Source organism: Actinoplanes sp. NPDC048796 (assembly GCF_040650035.1).
Classification (GTDB): domain Bacteria; phylum Actinomycetota; class Actinomycetes; order Mycobacteriales; family Micromonosporaceae; genus Actinoplanes.
Genome location: NZ_JBEZGO010000002.1, coordinates 855,742 through 878,323, shown reverse-complemented (window position 1 = coordinate 878,323; position 22,582 = coordinate 855,742). Strand labels below are relative to the sequence as shown.

The window sequence follows — 22,582 nt, the reverse complement described above, 5'->3', positions numbered from 1 at the left end:
GGGGCGTTCGGGCAAACTTTGAGGTTTGTTTACAGAGGGCTTGACTTCGGTGAGCGGGATCTAGTTGAGTCGATGTACCACTCATCCCCCTCGCGCCAGTACGTTCCCCGACGTACGGAAGGTTTGTCATGCCCAGAAAACGGCTTCTGTCCATCGTGGCGGCGGTTGGTGTTGCGCTGGCCGGTGCCGCCGCCGCGGTCATCCCCATGACGGCGTCCAGTGCGGCTGAGGCCTGCGTGGCCGCGTACAGCAGCTCGGCGGTTTACACCGGTAATCAGCGGGCCTCGTACAACGGGCACAACTGGACCGCCAAGTGGTGGACCCAGGGTGAAACGCCCAGCACCGGCGGCTCCGGTGTGTGGGCCGACAACGGCGCCTGCGGCGGTGGCACGACGCCGCCCCCGGCGACCGGTTGCAATTACCCGAACTGGGTCGCTGGGCAGTACTACGCGGCCGGCGCCATCGTGAAGTACACCAACGGGCAGTACTACAAGGCCTCGCATGAGAACCCGGGCTACGATCCGGTCATCAGCACCTGGTACTGGTCCCCGTTCACCTGCTCGGGAGGTGGCACCACGACTCCGCCGCCCACCGGCTCCGGTTCCTTCCCGGTCAGCGAAGCCCAGTTCAATCAGATGTTCCCGAACCGGATCGCGTTCTACTCGTACTCGGGCCTGATCGACGCCATCAAGAAGTTTCCCGCCTTCACCGCCACCGGCAGCGACACGGTCAAGAAGCAGGAGGCCGCGGCCTTCCTCGCCAACGTCAATCACGAGTCCGGCGGCCTGGTCTACGTCGAGGAGATCAACCAGGCCAACTGGCCCCTCTACTGCGACCGCAACCAGCCGTACGGCTGCCCCGCCGGCCAGAGCGCATACCACGGCCGCGGCCCCATTCAGCTGAGCTGGAACTTCAATTACAAGGCGGCCGGCGACGCCCTCGGCATCGACCTGCTGAACAACCCCGACCGCGTCAAGAACGAGTCGTCGGTGGCTTACCAGACGGCCATTTGGTACTGGATGACCCAGCGCGGCCCGGGCACCATGACCCCCCACGACGCCATCGTGAACGGCCGCGGTTTCGGCGAGACCATCCGCTCCATCAACGGTTCCCTGGAGTGCAACGGCGGCAACCCGGCCCAGGTCCAGAGCCGCGTCGACGCCTACAACCGTTTCACCGCCATCCTCGGCGTAACGCCGGGCGGCAACCTCTACTGCTGATCTGGGGGATAGGGCATTGAGGGGGTACGGTCTACGCGCCGTACCCCCTCAATGCTGCGCCCAGCCGGGCGGCGAGACGACAGGCAGATCCGGCTCGCCCGGAATGGGCTCGAAGGCATCGGTCTGTACCTGTCCGTGGCTACCGTCCGCGGTGACCAGACACCACAACCTCGCCGCGACACTGCTGTAATCGAGCAGGGCCCGGGTCCGGGCGACCCGGCAGATCACTTGAGCGAGTTCGAGCTCACTGGCTCCGGTGAGTTCCCGCAACTTGTCACCGCCCTGAACTCTACGAGCGGTTCCTACAGCAGCGGCTGGGGGAGGACCGCCATCGGGAACTGCGCCAGCAGTGGCGCGGTCTCACTGTTCTCTGCCCAGTCGTCCCAGTCGGAGGAGAAGACGATCCCACCTTCTCCGTATTGCAAGACCGCTTCGTCGCCGTTGTACAGCAGTACACCGTTGCCGCCGTGTCGCTGCGCGAACGCGATGAGCGCATGAGCCATCAGGGCGTGGTTGTGTTCGGTGGTTTCTTCGGTCGCCTGGTTGGCGAAGCGGAAGGTGGCACTGAATCGCTCCTTCCAGCCGAATAGCGCGATAGCGGGATTGACGTTGTCACCGGAGACCGCCCGCGCGGTGACGTACATGCCGTCCCGGAAGAGGGTGCCGTCGGCGTGCAGTTCGCCGGCGAGCGCGGTGGCGAGGAAAGAGCGCAGCGTCGGAGTGTCGATCCTCGCGTCGCCGGACCAGTCGTATTCAAGGGCCACGCCACATCACTCTCCGAAGGGGAAGAACGGGATGACCTTACCGTCCTTGACCACGAGAACCTGCTTCAAATCGACGATGGGCTTTCGCCGGAGCATGTCGGCGACCTGGTCGAGAGTCGCCGAGGTGTCGTCCATGTTGAGGACGAGACGATCTGCCTGATCCTCGGAGACCTTGTAACTGAGCCTGGTGCGGATGTTGTCAAGATTGCTCGTCTCGGGCGCGTAGTTGTCGAAGTACTCGCCTTCGATGCGATAGTCAGGCTCTTTGCCGTTGAGTTTCGGCGGTGGGTTCTGTTCGACGTCGTACCCGTGTTGAGCGAGAATGTCGGCCGATTCGTTCTCGCGTCTCAGGCCGCGATCTTTCTTTCTCGTCGGATGCGCCTCTGTGCGCCTGCCAGTAGGCCTACGGCCAGGGTCCGGTTTGCCGGAGGGCGTGGTCACGCCGTTTCCGCGGCCCCGAAGGCGAGACAGAAGCTTCTTGACGGCCTCGAGCACCCTGTTCATCCGGCCGGCCAGACCGCGGAGATTCGACAAGCTGCGGACCAATCCGCGGAGCCAGCCCGCGATGCGCGCGGCCCACGAAGCGCATAGGGTGCTGACCTGCTCGACGACCAGCGGCGTGGCGAAACCGAGCGAGAAGGCCATCTCGGCCGCGTATGACATCAGGCGCGAGACGAGCACCGCGATGGCGTCGCGCACCATCGTCCGCACGCCGGCGACGAGCATGCCGGCGCCTTCCGTGATCGCGGCCATGGTGTCGCTCGCGGTGGCCAGCGCGCCCACCGCATCCCGTTGTTGACCAGTCCAGTTCCGGTAGGCGTCGGAGGCGCTGCCCACCCACTCGCTGGTGTCCCAACGCACCGCCCGGTCCAGTCCCGCCGCCTCGTCACGCAGCGCCGCGGCGACGTTGCGCCAGGTCTGCGTGTGGGCGGCGATCTGGCCGGGGTCGCCGGCCAGCCAGTCCAGTGCCTCGGACAGCGGCTTGACGTGTTCGATGATCCAGGCCACGCCGTACTGGAGAAGGCCGCCGATCGGGTCGGAGATCAACGCGAGGGCGTCGAGCCCCGCGGAGACCGCGCCGAGTGTGGTGTCGATCCAGCTTCCGCTTCGGACGCCGTCCAGAACCGTCTCGATGTCCTCGGCGAGCCACACCCCGGCCCATGGATCTGACGGTCCTGCCGGGTCCGCCGCCGCTACGAGTGGCGGTCGTACCGGAGTCACCTGGTGTTCCGCAGTCGCTCGGCCGCGGCATGGTCAGCGCTGTCGTAGGCGGCGGCCACCGAACGGAGGGCGTTGGCCGTGTCGTGGACCGAGGCGGCAGCTGTCGATATGCCGTCCACCAACGTCGTCTGCAGCGTGTTGAGAATCGCCGGCAGGAATTGGCACAGCTGCCCGTAAGCGTCAGTGCTGGTCTGCACAGTTCGGCCGGCATCGGCAGCCGAAGTCAACCCGGCGCCGGCACCGTCGACAGCGCCGGCATGCGCCGTCAGGGAGCGCGAGTCGACCTGGATCTCCGGCTTGTTCATCCTGACGAGCCAAGCCTGTGGCGTAGCGCCTCCACCAGCATTCGACCGGTCTCACTGTCCGCGCCGACCGTCTCGGCGGTTGCCGTGCCGAATTGCCTGATGAGGTTTTCCTTGGCTGCCTGGAGCGTTTCCACGATGCTGCGAGCGGTAGCCTCGGCGGACTGTCGTCGGATGCCTTCGTCAAGGTGCAGATCCGCGATCTGTCCCTCCGCGTCGACCGTCACTTCGACCAGGCCGTCACCGCTGCGTGCGGTGGCCGACATCATGGACGCGCGAGCTGCCAGCGCTTGCGCTTGTTCGGCACGCCGAGCCAGGGACTGCTCCCAGTCGTCAATGCGCTCGAGTGCACCGTCTACGGACTCACCGTCGAACATTCACCGCATGCTATCGAATTCGTGCACACGGTTACGAGCGGCCTCGCGAGGTTCGGTGGCGGCCGATCGGGACGATCATGGGGGTGTTTGAGACGGGGTCGGGGACTACGCGGCAGCGGATGCCGAAGACGTCGGTGACTACCTCCTCGGTCAGGACCTCGGTGGGGGCGCCGGCCGTGACCACCGCGCCGTCCTTCATGACTACCAGGTGGTCGGCGTAGCGGCAGGCCAGGTTCAGTTCGTGCAGGACGATCACGATGGTGGTGCCCTCGGATTCGTTGAGGTCTGTCAAGACGTCCAGGACCTCGACCTGGTGGCTCACGTCCAGGTACGTCGTGGGCTCGTCCAACAGGAGCACGCCGGTCCGCTGCGCCAGCGCCATCGCGATCCACACCCGCTGGCGCTGGCCGCCCGAAAGTTCGTCCACCGAGCGGGCCGCCAACTCCAAGGTTCCCGTTGCCGTCAGGGCCTGTTCCACTGCCTCGTCGTCCGAGCTGCTCCAACGACGGAACCAACCCTGATGTACGTGGCGGCCGCGGCTCACCAGGTCGGTCACCGTGATGCCGTCGGGGGCGATCGGGCCCTGCGGCAGGATGCCCAGCCGCAGCGCCACCTCGCGGCTCGGGGTCTCCTGGATCGACTTGCCGTCCAGCAGCACCGCGCCCGAGGACGGTGGCAGCAGACGGGCCAGGCCGCGCAGGAACGTCGATTTTCCGCAGGCGTTCGGGCCGATGATGATGGTGACCTTGCCCGTGGGGAGGGGCAGGGTCAGGTCTTTGACGACTGGCCGGTCGCCGTAGCCGAGGGACAGCGACGACGCCGCGAGAGTGGATGGGGCCTGCAAAGCGGTCAGCCTCCTCGGCCGGTGCGGTTCGATGTGGCCAGCAGCCACAGCAGGTACGGGGCGCCGATCACGCCCGTGACGACGCCGACGGGGTAGACGCGGGCGCCGAGCAGGTGGGAGCCGGCGAAGTCGGCTACCAGGACCAGGAGGGCGCCGACCAGGCCGGCCTGCAGCAACACCGGACGGCCGCCGCCGACCAGGCGTACCGCGATCGGTCCCGACATGAAGGCCACGAAGGCGATGGGGCCGGCCGCCGCTGTGGCCATTCCGGCCAGGATCACGCCCGTCAGCAGCAGCGCCAGGCGGCACGTCTCCACCCGTACACCAAATGCTCGGGCCAGGTCGTCGCCGAGCTGCATGCCCGACATGGCGCGCCCGAGGATCAGCGCGGCCGGCAGCAAAACCACAAGGGCCACGAACAAAGGCACGATCTGGGCCCATGTACGCCCGTTGACGCTGCCCGTCAGCCAGATCAGCGCCTCGGCCGCGACCTTCACGTCGGACCGGGTCAGGATGAACGACGTGACGCTGGTCAGGGCCGTGCCCACCCCGATGCCGACCAGGATCAGGCGGTAGCCGCCGACCCCGTTCCGCCAGGACAGCAGATAGATCGCGATGGCCGTGACCAGCGCGCCGGCCAGGCCGATGGCCGAGACCGCCACCCCGGAGAAGCCGCCGGCCATCACCGCCAGCACCGCCGCCGTGGTCGCTCCCTGCGCCACCCCGATCACGTCCGGGCTGGCCAGCGGGTTGCGCAGCAGCTGCTGGAAGATCGCCCCGGCCAGGCCGAACGCCAGACCGGCCAGCGCCGCGACCGACGCCCGGGGCAGCCGCAGCGTATGCATGATGTAGTCCACGCCGGCCGGGGTGGGCTGCCCGAGCAGGGACCGCACCACGTCCGGCAGCGAGATCTGAAAGTCGCCGTAGGAGAGCGTGAGCCCGAACATCGCAACCACCGCGGCAAAGAGCACGAGAGAGACGCGACGCGCCCGCGCGTGCGAGCGGCGACGGGTGGTGGCGACGATGCTCATAGCTCGGCCAGCCTCCGCCTGCGGGCCAGGATCACGAAGACCGGCGCGCCGATGATCGCGGTGACGATGCCGACCTGCACTTCGCCGGGCCGCGCGACGACCCGCCCGATCACGTCGGCCAGCAGCAACAGCAGCGGCGCCAGGAGCATCGAGTACGGCAGCATCCACCGGTGATCCGGCCCGGTGATCGCCCGCGCCACGTGCGGGATCATCAGCCCGATGAACACGATCGGCCCCGCCATGGACGTCGCCGTGCCGCACAACAGCACGATCGCCAACCCGGCGACGAGCCGGGCCACCAGCACGTTCTGACCGAACGAGGTGGCCACGTCGTCGCCCAGGGCCAGCGCGTTCAGGGCCCGGGCCGACGCGAACGCCAGCACCGCGCCGACGGCGAGGAACGGCAGCGACTGTACGACCACGTCCGAGCCCCGGTTGGCCAGCGACCCCACCTGCCAGAACCGGAACTGGTCGAACGTGTCCACGTCGTTGAGCAGCACCGCCGTCGTGAACGAGGTCAGCGCCGCCGTGACCGCCGCCCCGGCCAGGGCCAGTTTGATCGGTGTCGCCCCGCCCCGCCCGACCGAGCCGATCGTGTAGACCAGCACCGACGTGACGGCCGCCCCGGCGAAGCCGAACCAGACGTACCCGGTCAGGGTCGTGACGCTGAAGATGCTGATCGCGATGACCACGAAAAGACCCGCTCCGGCGTTGACCCCGAGGATTCCAGGGTCCGCGAGCGGGTTGCGGGTGACGCCTTGGATCAGCGTTCCGGCCAGCCCGAACGCCGCGCCCGCGAGCAGGCCCACGAGCGTACGGGGAATGCGGGACTGTGTGACGATCAGGTCGTCGCGCGCCGGCGAACCGGGGTTGACCAGCGCGTGCATGACCGTGCCGAACGGGATGTCGCGGGCGCCGACGACCAGACTCAGCAGGGCCGCGCCGGCGAGGGCCACCGCGATCACCACCAGTCCGGTGGCGAGCACGGTGGCCCTGCGGTGACGGGTTTCCTCCGGCACAGGTCAGCCGAGAGCGCTGGCCAGCAGCGGGGTGACCTTGTCGACGGCGTACGAGAGGCCGGCGACCGAACTGCTCGAGAACGCGTTGGAGACGTCCTTGTTGTCCATGTAGGCCACGTGGCCGGCCTTGACCGACGGAACCGCCTGGAAGATCTTGTCGTTCTTGACCTGGTCGAGCGTGGCCTGGATGAGGAAGACCACCGTGACGTCGGCGTCGGCCAGGTCGAGCTGCTCGTTGGAGAGCGGGATGTAGAAGTTGTCCTTCTTCAGCGCCTCGATCTTCGGGGCGTTCTTGAAGCCGAGCTTCTGCAGGAAGTCGACGCGGCCGTCACCGGTCACGTACGCGCCCCAGCCGTCGCCGGTGCGGGCGATCGCCGACGCCGTGGCGCCGCTGAACTTCGGGTTGGCCTGGGCGACCGCGGTGAACTTGGCGTCCAGGTCGGTCTTGAGCTTGGCCGCCTCGGTCTGCTTGCCGAGCGCCTTGCCGATCATGTCGAGCTGCTGCTCCCAGCTCGTCAGGTACATCTCGCCGCCCTTGGGCACGTCGACCACCGGCACGCCCAGTTTGGCCAGCTGGTCGTACCGGGCCTTCTCGCCGCTGGACCGGGTGTCGAGGATCAGGTCGGGCTTGAGCGCGGCCACCTTCTCCATGTCGAGCTCGAGCGTGCCCAGGATGGTCGGCGCCGTCGTGTACTTGCCGGCGTTCCACGGGCCCTGCCCGTCGCCGCCGAAGGCCAGCCAATCGCTGGCCCCGACCGGCTGGACGCCGAGCGAGAGGGCCACGTCGGCGTCGCTCCAGCCGAGCGCGACGACGCGTTCGGGCTGCTTGGAGACCGTCACGTCACCGAACGCGGTCGGGATCGTGACCGGGAACTGCGCGGCGGCCGTGGACGAGGCGGCGGGCTCGGAGGAGTCCTCGGTGCCGGTCGTCGAGCAGCCGGCGAGGGCGACCGCGGCGCTCAGAATGGCGACCGGCAGGAGCCGGCCAAGCGGGAGACGCATCAGAAACTCCAGTGGAAGGGAAAGGTGAGCCTAACCTAATGGGATCGACCTGATCTTCAAACCGGAGAAACACAGGTCACACGTGTCTACTCCTTTATCCCAGCGTTATGAACGGCCGGGACGCGCAGCAGCCGCCACACCGGAAGAATGGTCGTGACCAGGGCCAACACCGTCGCTCCACCGAGAACGACGGCCCAGCCCATGGCCGACACGTAGGGGATCGGGCTCCCGGTTAGCGCGTTCACCACCGCCGTGAGCGTCACCGCCGCGATCAGGGCCCCGATCGTGAGGGCGCCGCCGAGGAGCCCGACCTGCTCCGCGGTCACCATCCGCCGCACCTGCCGGCGGGTCACCCCGGCCAGTTGCAGCACGGCCAGCTCCCGCTTGCGGGCCAGCGCGGCCATCACCATCGTGTTGCCCGCGGCCAGCGCCGCGTAGCCGACCATCACCCCGATGAGCAGCTTGTTCAGCCAGGCGCTCAGGGCCAGATCGCGGCTCAGCTGCCCGGTCAGCTCGGACGCCGGCACCAGCGAGGCGCCGGGATACTGCACGGCCTTGCCCCGGATCAGCACCTGGTCGTCCGGCCCGGCCACGAGGTCACGGGGAAGCAGCACGTCGGCGAACCCGAGCCCACGGTCGTAGATCGCCACCACCTTCAGCGTGACCTGGCGTCCGTCGGGGAGCCACATCTTCGCGTCATCGCCGACTTTCCAGCCGGACGAGTCCGCCCGCAGCTGCGACACCGCGACACTGTTCCCGTTCAGCGCCTCGAGGCTGCCCTGGCTGACCCCGAGATCCATCGTGGACGACAGCCCGCTCACGTCGACCGCCTTGGCGGTGGCCGGCTCGCCGCCGTCGAAGATCGGCGCCACCACCGACGTGTTCCGCACGCCCGTCGCGGCCTCGACCCCCGGCGTACGGCGGATCTTCTCGGCGGCACCGGCCGGCAGCGAGCCCACCAGCGCGTAGTCGGCCTTCATGCCGTCCTGGCTCTGCGTGACCGTCTGCCGTTGCAGATTGTTCTGCAGGAACCAGACCGAACCCCCGAACCCGACGGCCAGCACGAGCGCGGTCAGCACGGCGGCCGAGCCCCGGGCGTTGGCCCGCAGGTTCGCCACGGCCAGGCCGCCCGAGACACCCCAGCCCGCCCGCAGGACAGGGCCGAAGACCCGAGCGGCGAAGGCGTTGATCCACGGAGCGAGCAGGGCCACCGCGATCACGTAGAGATAGAGCAGCCCGATCGCCGACGCCTGCGCGGCCATCCCGGTCGTGCCCAGCGCGAACACGGTCGCCGCGCCACCAGCGCCGAGCGTGAGGACGCCGAACACGAAGCGCACCTTGCCGCCGCCCGGCGGCTCGACCGCGATGTCACCGAGTGCCTCGGCCGGCTTGATCCGGCTGACCCGGCGCGCGGCGATGCGGGCCGCGACGATGGCGACGAGCAGGATGAGGACGACAGCGAAGGCCGCCGCCACCGGCTCACCCACGATCGGAAGGGTCTCGGGCACGAAACCGCGGCTGATCAGCTGGTCGTGCACCCAGGTGGTGGCGGACAGGGCGGCCGGCACGCCGATCACGGAGGCGGCCAGCGCCAGGACGGCGTTCTCGGCCATGACCAGCGCGCGCACCTGGCGTGGGGTCGCGGCGATCGCGCGTAGCAGGGCGAGGTCGCGGCGGCGATGCCGCACGGCCAGCCCGACCGTGCCGGTGACCACGAAAATGATCAACAGCACGACGTAGCCGCCGAACGCGGCGCCGGCCTCCATCAGGAACGATCGTGCGTCACCCGCTTCGGAGCGGTCGGCGAATCCGCGGTCGTCTCCCGCGTACGCCTCCACGCCGTTCTCTTTCGCGAGGCGTTCCACAGCCTTGAGCGCGTCGCCCTTCACACCGAACGCCGCGACACGATCCCTCGTCGGACCGGGGAACACCTGAACGTCGGTGACCCCGGGCAGGGCGCGGAGCTTGTCGCCGAGGTCGGCGGGAACAGTCCCCTCGGGAAGCGCGACGTGGGTCACCGAGTTCTCGCCGTCGAACTCCTTGGTGACGATCTCGACCTGGCGGTGGGCGACCACGACATCCATGGCGGCATAACGGCCGGGATCGGGCTTGTAGACGGCGGCCGAGACGATGAAGACGGACAGGGTCATCAGAATCATGACCCCGGCCGCCAGCGCGACCAGGGTGGCCACCGAGGTGCCGAGGCGGCGGCGCAGCAGGCCAATCGACAGTTTCAGCATCGCTCAGCCCTCCACGGCCACGAGGCGGCGGCCCAGCGAGGCCAGCATTTCGGCGATCCGGTCGGCGCCCGGCTGCGGCGTGTCGTGCACGATCCGGCCGTCGGCCAGCAGGAGCACGCGATCGGCGTACGAGGCGGCCACCGGATCGTGCGTGACCATCACGACGGTCTGCCCGTAATCGGTCACGGCCGACCGCAGCAACGCCAGCACCTCACCGGCCGACGTCGTGTCCAGGGCACCGGTCGGCTCGTCGGCGAAGATCACTTCGGGCCGTACGGCGAGGGCGCGCGCGATGGCGACGCGCTGCTGCTGACCCCCGGACAGCTGGGCGGGCCGATACTTGAGCCGCTGAGTCAGGCCGACCCGCTCGACCACTTCGGACACCCACTCCGGATCGGGCAGGAGCCCGGACAGCCGACCCGGCAGCAGGATGTTCTCCTCGACGGTCAGCGCGCCGATCAGGTTGAAGGACTGGAAGACGAAGCCGATCCGGTGGCGCCGCATCTCGGTCAGCTTGGTCTCGTTGAGCTTCGACAGCTCGGTGTCACCGATCCAGACCCGGCCGGAGCTCGGCCGGTCGAGCCCGGCGGCAGTCTGCAGAAGGGTGCTCTTACCCGAGCCGGAGGGCCCCATGATCGCGGTGAAGGTCCCGCGGGCGAAGGCGGCGTCGACGCCGGCCAGCGCCGTGACCTTCTGGCCGTCCGTGGCATATGTCCGAGTGAGCTGCTCGATCCTGATGACTGCGTCCATGGCGAAAACGCTATTTCGGCGGGCCTTCGCGGGCGATATGGCTAACTACCGACTTGGGGGTATAGCTGGCTATACCCCGGCGCTACCGGGCCGCTTCGAGGTAGCGGAGGACGGCCGTCACCCGGCGGTCGGCGCGGTCGTCCGGGGCCAGGTCGAGCTTGGCGAAGATGCTGCGGATGTGCTTGTGCACGGCGCCCTCCGTCACGACCAGCTTGTCGGCGATCGCGGTGTTGCCCAGCCCCTCGGCCATCAGCGCCAGCACATCGCGCTCGCGCGGGCTGAGCCGGGCCAGCGAGCTCTCCGGCCGCTGCCGGGCCAGCAGCAGGCCCACCACCTCGGGGTCGATCGCCGTGCCGCCGTCGGCGACCCGGTGCAGCGCCACCAGGAACTCCTCGACGCGCCCGACCCGCTCCTTGAGCAGGTATCCGAGTTTGGCCGCGCCGCCGGCCAGCAGATCGGTGGCGAAGGCCTGTTCCACGTACGCCGAGAGCACCAGCACCGCCAGATCGGGCCGGCGCCGGCGCGCCTCGACCGCGGCCACGATGCCCTCGTCGGTGTGCGTCGGCGGCATCCGGACGTCGACGATCGCCACATCGGGCTCGTGCTTGTCGACCGCCTCGAGGAACGGTTCCGGCGAGTCGGTCGTGGCCACCACGTCCAGTCCCTCGGCGCGCAACAGCAGCGCCAGGCCCTCGCGGAGCAACGGGTCGTCCTCGGCGATCACGATCCGCACGGCAGCTCCACCCACATCGTCGTCGGCCCGCCCGGCGGGCTGTTCATGGTCAAAGTTCCGTCGTACGCCTCGACCCGCCGCCGGATGCCCTTGATGCCCGACCCGTTCGCCTCGTCCGCCCCGCCCCGGCCGTCGTCCTCGACCCGGATCCGCAGGGTCCGGTTCTCGAGGCTCGCCGACACCTTCGCGCTGGTCGCCCGGCTGTGCCTGGTGATGTTCGTGAGCGCCTCGGCCACCACGAAGTAGGCGGTCGCCTCGACCGAGGCGGCACACCGGCCGGGCAGGTCGACCTCGAGCTTGCAGGGCACACCGCTGTCGGCGGTCAGCGCCTTGAGCGCCCCGTCGAGCCCACGCCCGTCGAGCACCGGCGGCAGGATCGTCTTCACCACCGTCCGCAGCTCGGCCAGCGCCTGCTCGGCCGCGCCCTGTGCCCGCTCCAGAAGCTCGTCCGCACCCTCCGGGTCGCGGGCGACCTGTCTGCGGGCCGCACCGAGCAGCACGGTCACCGCGACCAGCCTGTTCTGCGCGCCGTCGTGCAGCGACCGCTCGATGCGGCGCAGCTCGGCGGCGTGCGCGTCGAGCGCGGCGGCCCGGGTCGCGGTCAGCTGGGCCACCCGCAGGGACAGGTCGGCCCCGGCCGGCGGAGCGAGCAGCCTGCGCCCGGGCCACGCCTGCACCCGGGCCAGGAACGGATGACCGAAGACGCAGACGGCCAGCCAGAACACCCCGTACAAGCAAACGAGAAAGGCGCCGGGAAGCCCGCGCACGTACCAGAAAACGAGACCCGGGCCCGTGCCCGGCGGCACCAGCGTCCACCACAGCGGGAAGGTCAGATCCTGCACCGCGTACAGCGGCAGGCTGATGCCGAGGAGGCCGAGGACCATGCCCCACGTGGAGTGCACGGCGACCCAGGCGAACTCGCGCCAGACCACCGGATCGCGCGCCGCCCGCAACCCCGGCGGCAGCGGATCGGGCTCGATGATCTCGGGACCCCACCGGGACAGCCGCGCCCGCTCCCGTCCGCCGGCGGCCCGCACGGCCCGGGCCGCGCTGTGCGCGAACGGAAGCCCGACGCCGACCACGCTGGTGACGGCGACGGCGGCCACCCAGATGAGCGTGCCGATGGCCAGGATGGCCGTGCCGAGCCCGCCGACGAGCCGCTCCAGGGCGTCGACGGCCGCGCGGGCCCGGTCCATCAGGTTCACGGGCGTCACGTTAGAGCAAGGGTCCGACGGTTTTCTCCGACCGGCTGGCGGGTCGACCAGATTCCCGCGTTGAGCGCCGCCCAGGCGGCACCGAGCAGCACCGCGGCGACCGTCTCACTGAGCCGGCTCCAGCCCAGGTAGACCCACGACCCGGCGCACACCGTGACGGCGATCGCGGCGACTGTCCACAGTGCTACCCGCGTACGCCGGAACCTGATCTTTCGCATGATGAGCCAGGTGAGCAGGCCGATGACCGCGGCCAGGCGTGCCGTCTCGGCGGCGGCCAGAGTGGCGAGCGCGGATCCGGAGCCGGCGGAGGGTAGCGGCCCGTCGAATTCACCGGGTGACGGCAGAACGAGGGCGCCGGGCTGGGTCCAGTCGACCGGATCGGCCAGTTCCAGGGTGAGCGCGAGGATGACCATCGGCAGCACAGGCGCGAGACACCGCAACAAACCCGGCAGATCGGGCCGCGTCGCGCGCCGCCGATGACCTAACAGCCAGCCGCCGAGGGAGACCGCCGCGGCCACCCCGAGCAGCGCCTCCGGGCTCACCGACGTGGCGAGGTCGAGCGCGAAGCGATAGCCGTCCGAGGTCCACTCGCCACGCGCCCGTCGAGCGACCACCTCGTCCGCCTCGGAGAGGCCGCTGAACCGCACGATCGGCGGAATCGCCACCACCAGCACGAACGCCGCCCCGGCGAGCAGACCCACGCTGACCAGCAGCGGACCCCGGACCCGGAAACCGGGCACCGGCAGCCGCACCGGATGGCGGCCCACCCATCGACCGGCCAGGACCAGGGCGACGATGAGCGCGGTCAACACGGCCAGCGCGCCGCCGGCTCGCCCGGCGCGGGCGGCCAGGACGTCGTACGAGGCCCCGGCAAGATAGCTCGCACCCACCAGCCACGTCGCCCAGAGAAGGACCGCCGGGGTATGAAATGCCGCGAAGCGGCGATAGGGCACCCTTTTTCGTCCCGCCAGCCGCGGAACCAGCGTGCGCGCCCCCACCACCCACTGCCCGAGGAACACCGCACGCCCGCCGTAGCGTTCGAAGAGCCTCTCCGCCTTCTTGTTCGCCTTGGGCGGCTTCCGCTGCCCCGCGAAGTAGGCGAAGTTACCTCCGGCCAGCCCCGCGGCCACCGCGCTGGCCAGCGCCGGGCCGATGCCCACCACCCCCTCGTTGGCGAGCAGCCCCAGCGCCACCAGCGCGGTGGCCGACGGCAGCACAAGCCCCGCGACGAACGCCGCCTCTCCCGCCACCAGCGCCGCCACCACGACCAACACCAGAACGGGCGGGAGAGCCCCCAGGATTTCGTCGACCACCTGCACCTTTGCCAGCGTATGGACGACACCCGATGCCTTGGATCGGTGAGATCCCCCCGGCCGACCCTGATCAGACACCCGTAGTGGCCGGCCTCCGGAGCGGCACTGGAGCTACGCCCACAGACGTACGCGGGGAACTAGCTCCCTCCGGTGAACGACTACCCGGGGACCATCCGTAAAACTACGAAGACCCAGCCCTAGCAGAAGGACTTCCGACTGATGAGCCGTCTCACCTCTCGCCTGGCCTTGGCCCTGGTAGCCACCGTCGCGGTCCTGCTGCCCGGCGCCCCCGCGTGGGCTCACAATTCGCTGGCCGAGGCCAGCCCGGCCAAGAACGCCACGCTGAAGAAGGCCCCGGAAAGCGTGAAGCTCCGCTTCCTGCAAAAGCTGAATCCCACAGCCACCACCATCACCATCACCGGCGCCGCCCCGGTGACGGCCTCCGCCCCGAAGATCGAAGGCGCCACCGGCACGATCACCTTCGACCCACTCCCGAACGGCGAGTACACGGTCGCCTACGACGTCGTCTCCAAGGACGGCCACCCGGTGAAGGGCTCCTACAAGTTCACCGTCACCGCGCCGGCCCCGGTGGCGGCCACCTCCGCGCCCACCGCGCCGTCGCCCTCCCCGGTCACCTCATCGCCGGCGGCCGCCGCACCCGCCCCCACCGCCCTGGTCTCCGACGAGGACAGCTCCTCGTCGACGTTGTGGCTGGTCGCCGCCATCGCCGGCGCGCTCCTGGTAGCCGGCGGAGTGATCGTCACCTTGCGCCGCCGCCGCACCTGACCGGCCGGTGGCAGGCGGCCACGGGTTGATCGCCGCAGCCGGTCAGCGCGGCCGTATCGGCGCCCTGGGAAAGCGCCGCATTCCCCGAGGATTAGGGGGTCGGCTCCGCGGTTCGGTCGGTGTGGCCGAGGCTTCGGCCGGGGGCTATGCGGTCGCGGACCATTCGCTTGAGGTCGGGTAGCTCGGGGAAACCGCCCTGTTCCTTGCGGGACCACAGCAGTTCGTCGCCGAGTGTGACTTCGAAGATGCCGCCGGTGCCGGGGACCAGGGCGACCTCGCCCAGTTCCTTCTGGAAGGTGGTCAGGAGCTCCTGCGCAGTCCAGGCCGCTCGCAGAAGCCAGCGGCACTGGGTGCAGTACTCGATCTGCAGACGAGGTTCCCTGGTCGTCACAATCGACGATTAGACCAGCTCGGGGACCTTTTCCTCGACCTCGCCGGCGGCCGGCTTCACCGTACGCAGCGTCCACAGCGCGATCGGGACGCCCACCGCCACCAGGATCGCGGCCACCACCAGCGAGAACTGGTAGCCGGCCAGGTAACGGTGCAGCTCGGTGCCGGTGGCGGCGTTCGACCGGTTGGTCAGGATCGCGCCGAGGATGGTGATGCCCAGCAGGCCGAAGACCTCGCGCGACACGTTCAGCATGCCGCTCGCGATGCCCGCCCGCTCCTGTGGGAGCGCACCGACGATCACGTTGTTGAGCGGCACCAGCAGGCCACCACCCACCCCGTACACCAGGAACCAGGGCAAAAGCGCCAAATACGAGGTTCCTTCGCCGTACGAGGAAATGCCCGCCACCGACGCCGCCATCAACGCCAGCGCCGCCGCGACCGTCCGGCCCGCTCCGAAGCGTGCCTCGAGCCGCGGCGCGATCGTGGCCATCGCCGCCATGATCAGTGCCATCGGCACGAACGCGGCCCCGGCCGCGGTGGGCGAGAAGCCGAGCACGTTCTGCATGTAGATCGCCATGTAGAAGTAGATGCCGAAGACGCCGAACGCCCACAGCCCCATGGCGAGCAGCCCTCCACTGAAGACCCGCAGCCGGAAGACGGCCAGGTCGATCATCGGATTGGCCGAGCGCGCCTCGATGACCACGAAGGCGATCGCCGAGGCCGCGGCGGCTCCGAACGCCAGCAGGATCTCGGGGGAGGTCCAGCCCTGCGATTCGCCTTCGATCAGGGCGTACGTCAGGGTGAACAGCGCCAGCGACGACGTGATCACGCCGGGCAGGTCGAGCCCCCGTGTGGTGCCGCGACCCAGGGCCGGGATGCTCCAGGCGGCCAGCGCGAAGGTCGCGATCCCGATCGGCAGGTTGATCAGGAAGATCCAGCCCCAGGACACGTGCTCGCTGAGCCATCCGCCGGTCAGCGGCCCGAAGGCCAGGGCGAGCGCGCCCACCCCGCCCCAGATGCCGATGGCCGTCCCGCGTTCGCGCGGGTCGGGGAACAGCGACGTGAGCAGGGCCAGCGCGGCCGGCGTCAGCAGCGCCGCCCCGACGCCCTGTACGGCTCGCGCCCCGATCAGCATCTCCTGGCTCTGGGCGAGGCCGGCGCCGACCGACGCCACCGTGAAGATCGCGAGCCCCGCGTAGAAGGCCCCACGCTGTCCCAGCACGTCGGCGATGCGCCCGCCGGCGAGCAGCAGGCCCGCGAAGACCAGCACGTACGCGCTGGCGATCCACTCCAGGCCCTCGAGCGAGAGGCCGAGGTCCCGCTGGATCGAGGGGAGGGCCACGTTGACCACGTTGTTGTCGAGGTACGTCATGAAGGTGCCCAGGGCCACCGCGACGAGCGCCCACCACCTACGGTTCTTGTCCATTCCACCCTCCCGTACGAGGTACATGTACGGCGTACATGTACCTCGTACATGACACCTGTACGTTGTATGGTTGTCAAGTGGCAGGGGACAAGCTGAGTAAGACCGCGGTGGCCGAACGGGCACTGCGGATCGGTGATGAGCACGGTCTCGAAGCTGTGACGATCCGTCGTCTGGCTCAGGAGCTCGGTGTCACGCCGATGGCCCTGTACTGGCATTTCAAGAACAAGGAAGAGCTGCTGCTGGGCATCGCCGATCACGCGCTGTCCACGGTCCGGGCCGATCGCGACGCCGACGATCCGTGGCAGAAACAGGTCCGCGCGATGGTCGAGGCGCTGCTCGCCGTCATGCGGAAGCACCCGAGCCTGCCCGACCTGCTGGCCATGGTGGAGAAGTCGCGGACGGCGAGCTTCACCCGCGCCTCGAACGACGCCCTGATGCTGCTGACCCGGGCCGGTTTCACGGTGCGGCAGGGCTACTGGATCGCGTCGTACCTGATGCACGGCGTCATCGGCCTGCTCCAGATGCAGCCGGAGGGTCCGCCGCACGCGAGCCCGGAGGAGACGGCCGAGTGGCGGCGGCAGCGCCGCCTGGAGTTGGTGTGCCTGCCGCCCGATCAGTTCCCGATGATGGTCGAGTTCGGTGAGACGTACGCCGATACGCCCGACCAGGAGGCCTACTTCGCGTTCGGCGTCGACCTGCTGATGGCGGCCGTGGAGAAGATGGCGGAAACGGCCGAAGGCCCGGCGGGCGCATCGCCCACCGGGCCCTGAAGGCAGAACGTTTTACGCGCTTTCGAGTGCGCGGTCGCCCGTCGTGGCGGGCGAGGTGTTGATGGCGATCCGGCGCGGCTTGGCCGCCTCGGCGACCGGAATGGTCAGCGTCAGCACGCCGTCCTGCCACGTCGCCTCGATCCGGTCGAGGTCGAGCCCGTCGCCCAGCGTGAGCCGGCGCTCGAACGTGCCGGTCGCGCGCTCGCGGCGAACCCACTGGACCTCTTCGTCGGTGCGCGGCGAACGCTCGGCGCGAATGGTCAGCACCCGCCCGTCGACACCCACGTCGACGGAGCCCGGGTCGATGCCGGCGAGGTCGCAGTGCAGCACGAAATGGTCACCGGAACGGTAGAGGTCGATCGGCATCGCGATGGAGTTACCGCCACCGAGCATCTGGCCCGCCAGACGGTCGAACTCGCGGAAGGGATCGAAAGTCAGCACCACGGAAACCACCTCCCATAGATGGCTCGCCGGCCTGCCCGGCGAGCGCGTGGCGCTCGGCTCAGATCAGTTCTGCCGAGGTCGGTGAGCCTCTGAGCAGCACCGACAAGTCATTTTTTAGCACTGTCGTCAGCCGAGTGCCAAGGGGTTTGGCGAAAAATCCGGCCTGCGTCCCGCGTCATAGTCCGGCCGGCCGGACGGGTGAATGATGAGCCCATGACGTATGTCGTGGTGGGCGGCGGCCTGGCCGGCGCCAAAGCGGTGGAAACCCTGCGCAAGTCCGGCTTCGCGGGCCCGGTCACGCTGATCGGTGCGGAGACCGTCCGCCCGTACGAGCGTCCGCCGCTCTCCAAGGGCCTGCTGCTCGGCAACGACGAGCCCGACAGCGTCTTCGTGCACTCCACCGAGTGGTACGCCGACCACGACGTGGACCTGCGCCTCGGCGTCACCGCGACCGCGCTCGACCGCACCACCAAGTCGCTGCGTCTCGACAACGGCGACGACGTCGACTACGACCGCCTCCTGCTGGCCACCGGCTCGTCCCCGCGCCGGCTGGACGTGCCGGGCGGCGAGCGAGCGCTCCTGCTGCGGACGCTCGCCGACTCCCACCGCATCGACGAAGCCATCGCCAAGGACACCCGCCTCGTGGTGGTCGGCGCCGGCTGGATCGGCCTCGAGGTCGCCGCCGCCGCGCGCAGCCGGGGCGCGCGGGTGACCGTCGTCGGAACGTCGGCCCTGCCCCTGCAGCACATTCTCGGCGACGAGATCGCCCGGGTCTTCGCCGACCTGCACCGCGCCAACGGCACCGAGCTGCGCATGAACACGCACGTCACCGAGGTGACGGCCGACGGCGTACGGCTGGCCGACGGCACCTCGGTGCCGGCCGACGTGATCGTGGCCGGCATCGGTGTGACGCCGAACGTCTCGCTCGCCGCCGGCGCCGGCCTCGAGGTCGACAACGGCGTGCTCGTCTCGTCGAGGCTGGCCACCAGCGACCCCGACATCTTCGCGGCCGGCGACATCGCCAACATCGAGCACCCGCTGCTCGGCCGGCGCCTGCGCGTGGAGCACTGGGACACGGCGATCCGCAGCGGTCCGGTGGCGGCACGGGCGATGCTCGGCGAGGACGTGGTCTACGACCGCCTGCCGTTCTTCTTCACCGACCAGTACGACCTGGGCATGGAGTACACCGGCTCGGCGCCGGCGGACGCCGAGGTGGTGATCCGCGGTGACCTCGCCGCTCGCGAGTTCATCGCGTTCTGGTTGGTCGACGGCAAGGTGGCCGCCGGCATGAACGTCAACATCTGGGACGTCTCCGACAAGATCGACGCGCTGATCCGATCGGGCGCCACCGTCGACCGGACCCGGCTGGCCGCCACGGACGTGGATTTGTCCGAGCTGGCCGCGTAGAGCAGCGCGTTTCGCACTCGGTGTCCGTCGCGCCGGGGCGGATGATCGGCGACGCTTCCGGGGTGGCGGCCTCACAGTGGTGGCCCGCGGAAGTGCTCACCCACGAGCGCCGCGGAGCCGACGTCGTGGTCTTCACCTGCCGCACCCGCCGGGCGATGCCGTTCCGGGCCGGGCAGCACGTGGAGATCGAGTGCCCGTACCGGCCGTGGCAGAGCTCGCCCTATGCCATGGCGAACGCCCCGCGGCGGGACCGGGTGCTCGAGTTCCATGTGCGCGCGGGATCCCCGTCCGGCGTATCGGCCGCCCTCGTCGAACGGCTCAAGCCCGGCGACACGCTCAGGCTCGGCGAGCCGCACGGTTCGATGGCGCTCAACCCGTACTCCCGCAGGGACCTGGTCTTCATCACGGGAGGAACCGGCCTCGCCCCGGCCAAGGCGTTGATCGATGAGTTGTCAAGGTACAACCGCACAAGGTGGATCCATCTGTTCCGCGCGGAGCGGGATGACGGCGCCTTCTACGACCGCGAGCCGCTGGACCGGCTGGCCGTTCGCCATCCCTGGCTGACGATCGTGCGCACGACGGCCGACGTCGCGGAGGCCGTCGCCGCACGTGGCCCCTGGCCCCATCACGACTTCTACATCTCGGGGCCGCAGTCCATGGTGGACTGCATGTTGGAGCGACTGGAGGCGCTGCGGGTGCCGGCGGCGCGCATCCAGTACGACGCCTTCGCCCTGCGCTGACTCACTCCGGGTTCAGATGGGCGAGCAGAGCGCCGGCCTCCGAACGCAGCTGCTCGGCCCGCTCCGGCCGGCCCAGCTCGGCATACTCGGTCGCAGCGCGTTCCCGATCGTCCGCCTCCGCCCGGACGATCTGTCTCACGTCCTCCTCGGTCAGCACTCGGCGTGCCACCTCGGTCGCGCCGACGCCGACAGGCGATGTCTCGATGGCCAGGCTCACCCCCGTACCCTCATCGGTCTGCACTGCTTCGGCGTTGTCGATAGCTGCGAGCGTCGCCCGCAGAACCGCGATCGCGGCACGATCGCGGGCCTTCATCGCGGGTGGAAGCGCCTCTCGAAGCTGTTGCCGGAGCGGTGTCTCAGTCATGCCGAGACGTTATCGAGTTCCGGCGATCGAGGCTTTCGGTTATCCACAGGGGCGCCCTCGGCGACCGAGTTGTCCACAGCGAAGGCCCGCCGCAGGTGCGGGAGCAGGGCCGATAGCGCCGGACTCGCGCGCCGGCGCCAAACAAGCGCCAACAGCGCCGGAATCGGCACGTTATCGATGGGTATGGCGGTGAGGTGGGGAAATGCGGGCGCCATGGACTCGCTCAGCACTCCCACTCCCAAGCCGCGCGACGCGAGCTCGGCGACGGTCCCGGGCGCCGACGCGACCAGCGCGACGTCGGGGATCAACCTCGCCGCCAGACAGGCCTCGTCGAAGGCGGCACGGATCCCGGTGCCTTGCGGCAGGGTGACGATGGGGTACGCCGTGAGGTCGGCCAGACAGATGCGGTCGCGGGGCTCGTCCGGAGGAAAGAGCGCGACCAGGCCCTCGCTGCTGATCACCTGCGTGGCCAGGTGCTCGGGCGGCTCGCCGGCGAGGCCGACCAGGGCGATGTCGATCGCGCCGGCCCGGACTCCGGCCACGAGATCATGGGAGTCGCCCTCGGTCAGTTCGAGCTCGATGCCCGGGTGCTCGCCGTGGAAGCCGGCGATCCCGGCGAACAGCGGTGTGATCTCGCAGCCGCTCACCATTCCGACCGTCACATGCCCGCGAACCAGGCCCTTCACCTCGTCGATGGCCTCGCGCAGGTCGGCTGCGGCGTCGAGCGCGGCCCGGGCGTACGGCAGCGCGGCCACCCCCGCCTCGGTGAGGCGGGCGACTCGTCCCGAACGGTCGAACAGCTCCGCACCGAGCTCGCTTTCCAGCGCCTTGACCTGCGCACTCACGCCCGACTGGCTGATGTGCACCTTCTCCGCCGCCCGGGTGAAGTTCGCTTCCTCGGCGACCGTCACGAAGTACTCCAGCTGCCGCAGTTCCATAACTGCGGATTCTAGCTCCCATGAAAACCATGCGTTGGACTTCTCATCCCGCCTCGAGAAGGCTGGACGCATGACGAAACGAGAGAAGGCCCAGCGCCCCGAAGACCTGACCCGCCTGTTCGTCGAGCGTGCCAACGCCAAAGACGCCGAAGGCCTCGCACTGCTGTACGAGGAGGATGCCGTGATGGCGTACCCACCCGGACGCCAGACCGTCGGCCGCGCCGCCATCCAGCGCATGTGGGAGGAGGCTCTGCCACACATGCCCACCGTCGAGCCCGAGGAGCCGCTGCCCACCCTGCTGAGCGGCGAGCTGGCCCTGACCTCCACACCTCCGCGAGATGGCTCGGGCGCCCGGGCCCAGGTGGTTCGCCGCCAGCCCGACGGCACGTGGCTGCGGGTTCTCGACCAGCCGGAATTCCAGACTCCGCGGTCGTGATCCCGGCGCCGGCGATCAGGCATTCGCCGGCGCCGGGAGCAGCTATTACAGCGCCAGAGGCTGACCCGGGAAGATGCGATGCGGGCTGTTCAAAGCGGCGCGATTCAGGCGGTATAGGGCTCGCCAGCCGCCTTCCACGTTTGCCTTGGCGGCGATTGAAGCAAGGGTGTCGCCGGCGCGCACCACGTAGTAGCGGCCTGTGGATGACGCTGTGGATGGAGCCTTGACGGTGGATTTGCGAGTGACCGTGTTTGTACTGCGATATTGGCGGGTAGAGAAGGCCTTTCGGCCACAAGTCGGCCACGCGCCCAGGCCCTGGGAACGGCGGACCAGCTCGGCGATTTGGATTTGTTCCGCGCGGGATGCCTGGTCGGCGGTGCGAGCGAAACGGTGTCCGCCGTGGGAGCGCCACGTGCTGCGGCTGAATTGCAGGCCGCCGTAGTATCCGTTGCCGGTGTTGATGCCCCAGTTGCCGCCGGATTCGCACTCGGCGATGGCGTCCCAGTTGACGGAACCGCCCTTGGCGAGCGCGACGGCGTGCGCCGGCGCGGCGGCCGGGGGTGAAGCGAGTGCCGGGGCTGCTGGGGCGGCCAGAGTGACAGTTGCGGCGGCCAGGCCCACCATGACGCGGGCAGGTTTGCACATTTGTGCCATGACGAAAGACCCTCCACGCCTGCGAGGTCAGCTGTCGGGTTCGGGCTGAGGTGCCCGGCCGCGCGTGCGCGGCTTCACCCCGAGGCGCGCCAAAGCGCCGAAGAACTCGGGTCCCCCGCTCCATGCCGTAAGTATGTGTTCCGCCGGGCAGCGGCAGGATTCGGCGTTCCGCCCGTACGGACCGGCGGCGACCGCGA

26 protein-coding genes and 1 riboswitch are annotated in these 22,582 nt (G+C 69.5%); of the genes, 6 read left to right on the top strand and 20 right to left on the bottom strand.

Translation table 11 applies throughout. From position 1 onward, the window contains the following. Positions 1-128 precede the first annotated feature (128 nt). On the top strand, positions 129-1,220 hold the full coding sequence (locus tag AB0C26_RS12535; protein WP_360245960.1) for a glycoside hydrolase family 19 protein: 1,092 nt from the start codon (positions 129-131) through the stop codon (positions 1,218-1,220). A gap of 48 nt (positions 1,221-1,268) precedes the next feature. Here the strand turns inward: AB0C26_RS12535 and AB0C26_RS12530 are convergent, their stop codons facing one another. From AB0C26_RS12530 to AB0C26_RS12465, 14 genes are all read right to left on the bottom strand, one after another. Beyond that, positions 1,269-1,490, bottom strand: coding sequence for a hypothetical protein (locus AB0C26_RS12530; protein ID WP_360245957.1), 222 nt, complete (start codon positions 1,488-1,490; stop codon positions 1,269-1,271). A gap of 32 nt (positions 1,491-1,522) precedes the next feature. Beyond that, a complete protein-coding gene (locus tag AB0C26_RS12525) occupies positions 1,523-1,984 on the bottom strand; it encodes a SitI3 family protein (RefSeq protein WP_360245954.1) in 462 nt (153 codons plus the stop codon). Between the two features lie 6 nt (positions 1,985-1,990). Then, a complete protein-coding gene (locus tag AB0C26_RS12520; RefSeq protein WP_360245951.1) occupies positions 1,991-3,136 on the bottom strand; it encodes a hypothetical protein in 1,146 nt (381 codons plus the stop codon). Positions 3,137-3,201: 65 nt separating this feature from the next. After that, positions 3,202-3,510 (bottom strand): type VII secretion target, encoded by a 309-nt coding sequence (locus AB0C26_RS12515; RefSeq protein ID WP_360245948.1) that lies wholly within the window; start codon positions 3,508-3,510, stop codon positions 3,202-3,204. Then, entirely contained in the window at positions 3,507-3,884 is a 378-nt protein-coding gene (locus tag AB0C26_RS12510; RefSeq protein WP_360245945.1) for a YbaB/EbfC family nucleoid-associated protein, read from the bottom strand. The genes AB0C26_RS12515 and AB0C26_RS12510 overlap by 4 nt, the downstream gene beginning before the upstream one ends. A gap of 31 nt (positions 3,885-3,915) precedes the next feature. After that, on the bottom strand, positions 3,916-4,728 hold the full coding sequence (locus tag AB0C26_RS12505) for an ABC transporter ATP-binding protein (RefSeq protein ID WP_360245942.1): 813 nt from the start codon (positions 4,726-4,728) through the stop codon (positions 3,916-3,918). Positions 4,729-4,733: 5 nt separating this feature from the next. Further along, positions 4,734-5,759, bottom strand: a complete 1,026-nt coding sequence (locus tag AB0C26_RS12500) for an iron chelate uptake ABC transporter family permease subunit (protein ID WP_360245939.1) — start codon at positions 5,757-5,759, stop codon at positions 4,734-4,736. Next, positions 5,756-6,745 carry an iron chelate uptake ABC transporter family permease subunit gene (locus AB0C26_RS12495; RefSeq protein ID WP_360245936.1) on the bottom strand — a complete coding sequence of 330 codons (990 nt, stop codon included), beginning with the start codon at positions 6,743-6,745 and terminating at the stop codon, positions 5,756-5,758. Before AB0C26_RS12495 ends, AB0C26_RS12500 begins: the two co-directional genes overlap by 4 nt. A 36-nt stretch (positions 6,746-6,781) precedes the next feature. Beyond that, complete coding sequence (locus AB0C26_RS12490; RefSeq protein WP_360245933.1) at positions 6,782-7,780, bottom strand: iron-siderophore ABC transporter substrate-binding protein; 999 nt, start codon at positions 7,778-7,780, stop codon at positions 6,782-6,784. 86 nt (positions 7,781-7,866) lie between these two features. Further along, positions 7,867-10,020 (bottom strand): FtsX-like permease family protein, encoded by a 2,154-nt coding sequence (locus tag AB0C26_RS12485; protein ID WP_360245930.1) that lies wholly within the window; start codon positions 10,018-10,020, stop codon positions 7,867-7,869. 3 nt (positions 10,021-10,023) lie between these two features. Further along, the gene (locus AB0C26_RS12480) at positions 10,024-10,770 is read right to left on the bottom strand and encodes an ABC transporter ATP-binding protein (protein ID WP_360245927.1); all 747 of its coding nucleotides are present in this window, start codon (positions 10,768-10,770) and stop codon (positions 10,024-10,026) included. An 82-nt stretch (positions 10,771-10,852) separates the two neighbouring features. Next, on the bottom strand, positions 10,853-11,503 hold the full coding sequence (locus AB0C26_RS12475; protein WP_360245924.1) for a response regulator transcription factor: 651 nt from the start codon (positions 11,501-11,503) through the stop codon (positions 10,853-10,855). Beyond that, positions 11,491-12,699, bottom strand: coding sequence for a sensor domain-containing protein (locus tag AB0C26_RS12470; RefSeq protein WP_360246540.1), 1,209 nt, complete (start codon positions 12,697-12,699; stop codon positions 11,491-11,493). The genes AB0C26_RS12475 and AB0C26_RS12470 overlap by 13 nt, the downstream gene beginning before the upstream one ends. Before the next feature lie 14 nt (positions 12,700-12,713). Then, the gene (locus AB0C26_RS12465) at positions 12,714-14,036 is read right to left on the bottom strand and encodes a VTT domain-containing protein (protein WP_360245921.1); all 1,323 of its coding nucleotides are present in this window, start codon (positions 14,034-14,036) and stop codon (positions 12,714-12,716) included. A 213-nt stretch (positions 14,037-14,249) separates the two neighbouring features. On the opposite strand from AB0C26_RS12465, the gene AB0C26_RS12460 reads away from it, so the two are divergent. Continuing rightward, the gene (locus AB0C26_RS12460; protein WP_360245918.1) at positions 14,250-14,816 is read left to right on the top strand and encodes a copper resistance CopC family protein; all 567 of its coding nucleotides are present in this window, start codon (positions 14,250-14,252) and stop codon (positions 14,814-14,816) included. 91 nt (positions 14,817-14,907) lie between these two features. On the opposite strand, the gene AB0C26_RS12455 is transcribed toward AB0C26_RS12460, so the two are convergent. Together AB0C26_RS12455 and AB0C26_RS12450 are read right to left on the bottom strand one after the other, a co-directional pair. Continuing rightward, a complete protein-coding gene (locus AB0C26_RS12455) occupies positions 14,908-15,207 on the bottom strand; it encodes a SelT/SelW/SelH family protein (RefSeq protein ID WP_360245915.1) in 300 nt (99 codons plus the stop codon). A gap of 9 nt (positions 15,208-15,216) precedes the next feature. Continuing rightward, positions 15,217-16,632 carry an MFS transporter gene (locus tag AB0C26_RS12450; RefSeq protein WP_360245912.1) on the bottom strand — a complete coding sequence of 472 codons (1,416 nt, stop codon included), beginning with the start codon at positions 16,630-16,632 and terminating at the stop codon, positions 15,217-15,219. Between the two features lie 77 nt (positions 16,633-16,709). Between AB0C26_RS12450 and AB0C26_RS12445 the strand changes: the two genes are divergently transcribed. Beyond that, positions 16,710-17,402: a TetR family transcriptional regulator gene (locus tag AB0C26_RS12445; protein WP_360245909.1), complete on the top strand. Its 693-nt coding sequence runs from the start codon at positions 16,710-16,712 to the stop codon at positions 17,400-17,402. 12 nt (positions 17,403-17,414) lie between these two features. Here AB0C26_RS12445 and AB0C26_RS12440 read toward each other — a convergent pair whose 3' ends face one another. Then, positions 17,415-17,846 (bottom strand): Hsp20/alpha crystallin family protein, encoded by a 432-nt coding sequence (locus AB0C26_RS12440; protein ID WP_360245906.1) that lies wholly within the window; start codon positions 17,844-17,846, stop codon positions 17,415-17,417. A gap of 213 nt (positions 17,847-18,059) precedes the next feature. Here AB0C26_RS12440 and AB0C26_RS12435 point away from each other — a divergent pair, with 213 nt between their 5' ends. Both AB0C26_RS12435 and AB0C26_RS12430 read left to right on the top strand, forming a co-directional pair. Further along, complete coding sequence (locus AB0C26_RS12435) at positions 18,060-19,253, top strand: FAD-dependent oxidoreductase (RefSeq protein WP_360245903.1); 1,194 nt, start codon at positions 18,060-18,062, stop codon at positions 19,251-19,253. 62 nt (positions 19,254-19,315) lie between these two features. Continuing rightward, entirely contained in the window at positions 19,316-19,993 is a 678-nt protein-coding gene (locus AB0C26_RS12430; protein ID WP_360245900.1) for an FAD-binding oxidoreductase, read from the top strand. Between the two features lies 1 nt (position 19,994). Here the strand turns inward: AB0C26_RS12430 and AB0C26_RS12425 are convergent, their stop codons facing one another. Beyond that, the gene (locus tag AB0C26_RS12425) at positions 19,995-20,357 is read right to left on the bottom strand and encodes a hypothetical protein (protein ID WP_360245897.1); all 363 of its coding nucleotides are present in this window, start codon (positions 20,355-20,357) and stop codon (positions 19,995-19,997) included. Further along, positions 20,354-21,295, bottom strand: a complete 942-nt coding sequence (locus AB0C26_RS12420; protein ID WP_360245894.1) for a LysR family transcriptional regulator — start codon at positions 21,293-21,295, stop codon at positions 20,354-20,356. The genes AB0C26_RS12425 and AB0C26_RS12420 overlap by 4 nt, the downstream gene beginning before the upstream one ends. A gap of 70 nt (positions 21,296-21,365) precedes the next feature. Here AB0C26_RS12420 and AB0C26_RS12415 point away from each other — a divergent pair, with 70 nt between their 5' ends. After that, entirely contained in the window at positions 21,366-21,731 is a 366-nt protein-coding gene (locus tag AB0C26_RS12415; RefSeq protein WP_360245891.1) for a nuclear transport factor 2 family protein, read from the top strand. A gap of 45 nt (positions 21,732-21,776) precedes the next feature. On the opposite strand, the gene AB0C26_RS12410 is transcribed toward AB0C26_RS12415, so the two are convergent. Next, the gene (locus AB0C26_RS12410; RefSeq protein WP_360245888.1) at positions 21,777-22,385 is read right to left on the bottom strand and encodes a transglycosylase family protein; all 609 of its coding nucleotides are present in this window, start codon (positions 22,383-22,385) and stop codon (positions 21,777-21,779) included. Between the two features lie 4 nt (positions 22,386-22,389). Next, positions 22,390-22,561: riboswitch (cyclic di-AMP (ydaO/yuaA leader) on the bottom strand. Positions 22,562-22,582 lie beyond the last annotated feature (21 nt).

Bases quoted from the DNA above. Each gene is read 5' to 3' on its own strand.
- AB0C26_RS12435 (WP_360245903.1), top strand. From the start codon at position 18,060: ATGACGTATGTCGTGGTGGGCGGCGGCCTGGCCGGCGCCAAAGCGGTG.
- AB0C26_RS12485 (WP_360245930.1), bottom strand. From the start codon at position 10,020: ATGCTGAAACTGTCGATTGGCCTGCTGCGCCGCCGCCTCGGCACCTCG.
- AB0C26_RS12515 (WP_360245948.1), bottom strand. From the start codon at position 3,510: ATGAACAAGCCGGAGATCCAGGTCGACTCGCGCTCCCTGACGGCGCAT.
- AB0C26_RS12450 (WP_360245912.1), bottom strand. From the start codon at position 16,632: ATGGACAAGAACCGTAGGTGGTGGGCGCTCGTCGCGGTGGCCCTGGGC.
- AB0C26_RS12510 (WP_360245945.1), bottom strand. From the start codon at position 3,884: ATGTTCGACGGTGAGTCCGTAGACGGTGCACTCGAGCGCATTGACGAC.
- AB0C26_RS12415 (WP_360245891.1), top strand. From the start codon at position 21,366: ATGACGAAACGAGAGAAGGCCCAGCGCCCCGAAGACCTGACCCGCCTG.
- AB0C26_RS12420 (WP_360245894.1), bottom strand. From the start codon at position 21,295: ATGGAACTGCGGCAGCTGGAGTACTTCGTGACGGTCGCCGAGGAAGCG.
- AB0C26_RS12500 (WP_360245939.1), bottom strand. From the start codon at position 5,759: ATGAGCATCGTCGCCACCACCCGTCGCCGCTCGCACGCGCGGGCGCGT.
- AB0C26_RS12470 (WP_360246540.1), bottom strand. From the start codon at position 12,699: ATGGACCGGGCCCGCGCGGCCGTCGACGCCCTGGAGCGGCTCGTCGGC.
- AB0C26_RS12460 (WP_360245918.1), top strand. From the start codon at position 14,250: ATGAGCCGTCTCACCTCTCGCCTGGCCTTGGCCCTGGTAGCCACCGTC.
- AB0C26_RS12425 (WP_360245897.1), bottom strand. From the start codon at position 20,357: ATGACTGAGACACCGCTCCGGCAACAGCTTCGAGAGGCGCTTCCACCC.
- AB0C26_RS12480 (WP_360245927.1), bottom strand. From the start codon at position 10,770: ATGGACGCAGTCATCAGGATCGAGCAGCTCACTCGGACATATGCCACG.
- AB0C26_RS12410 (WP_360245888.1), bottom strand. From the start codon at position 22,385: ATGGCACAAATGTGCAAACCTGCCCGCGTCATGGTGGGCCTGGCCGCC.
- AB0C26_RS12535 (WP_360245960.1), top strand. From the start codon at position 129: ATGCCCAGAAAACGGCTTCTGTCCATCGTGGCGGCGGTTGGTGTTGCG.
- AB0C26_RS12490 (WP_360245933.1), bottom strand. From the start codon at position 7,780: ATGCGTCTCCCGCTTGGCCGGCTCCTGCCGGTCGCCATTCTGAGCGCC.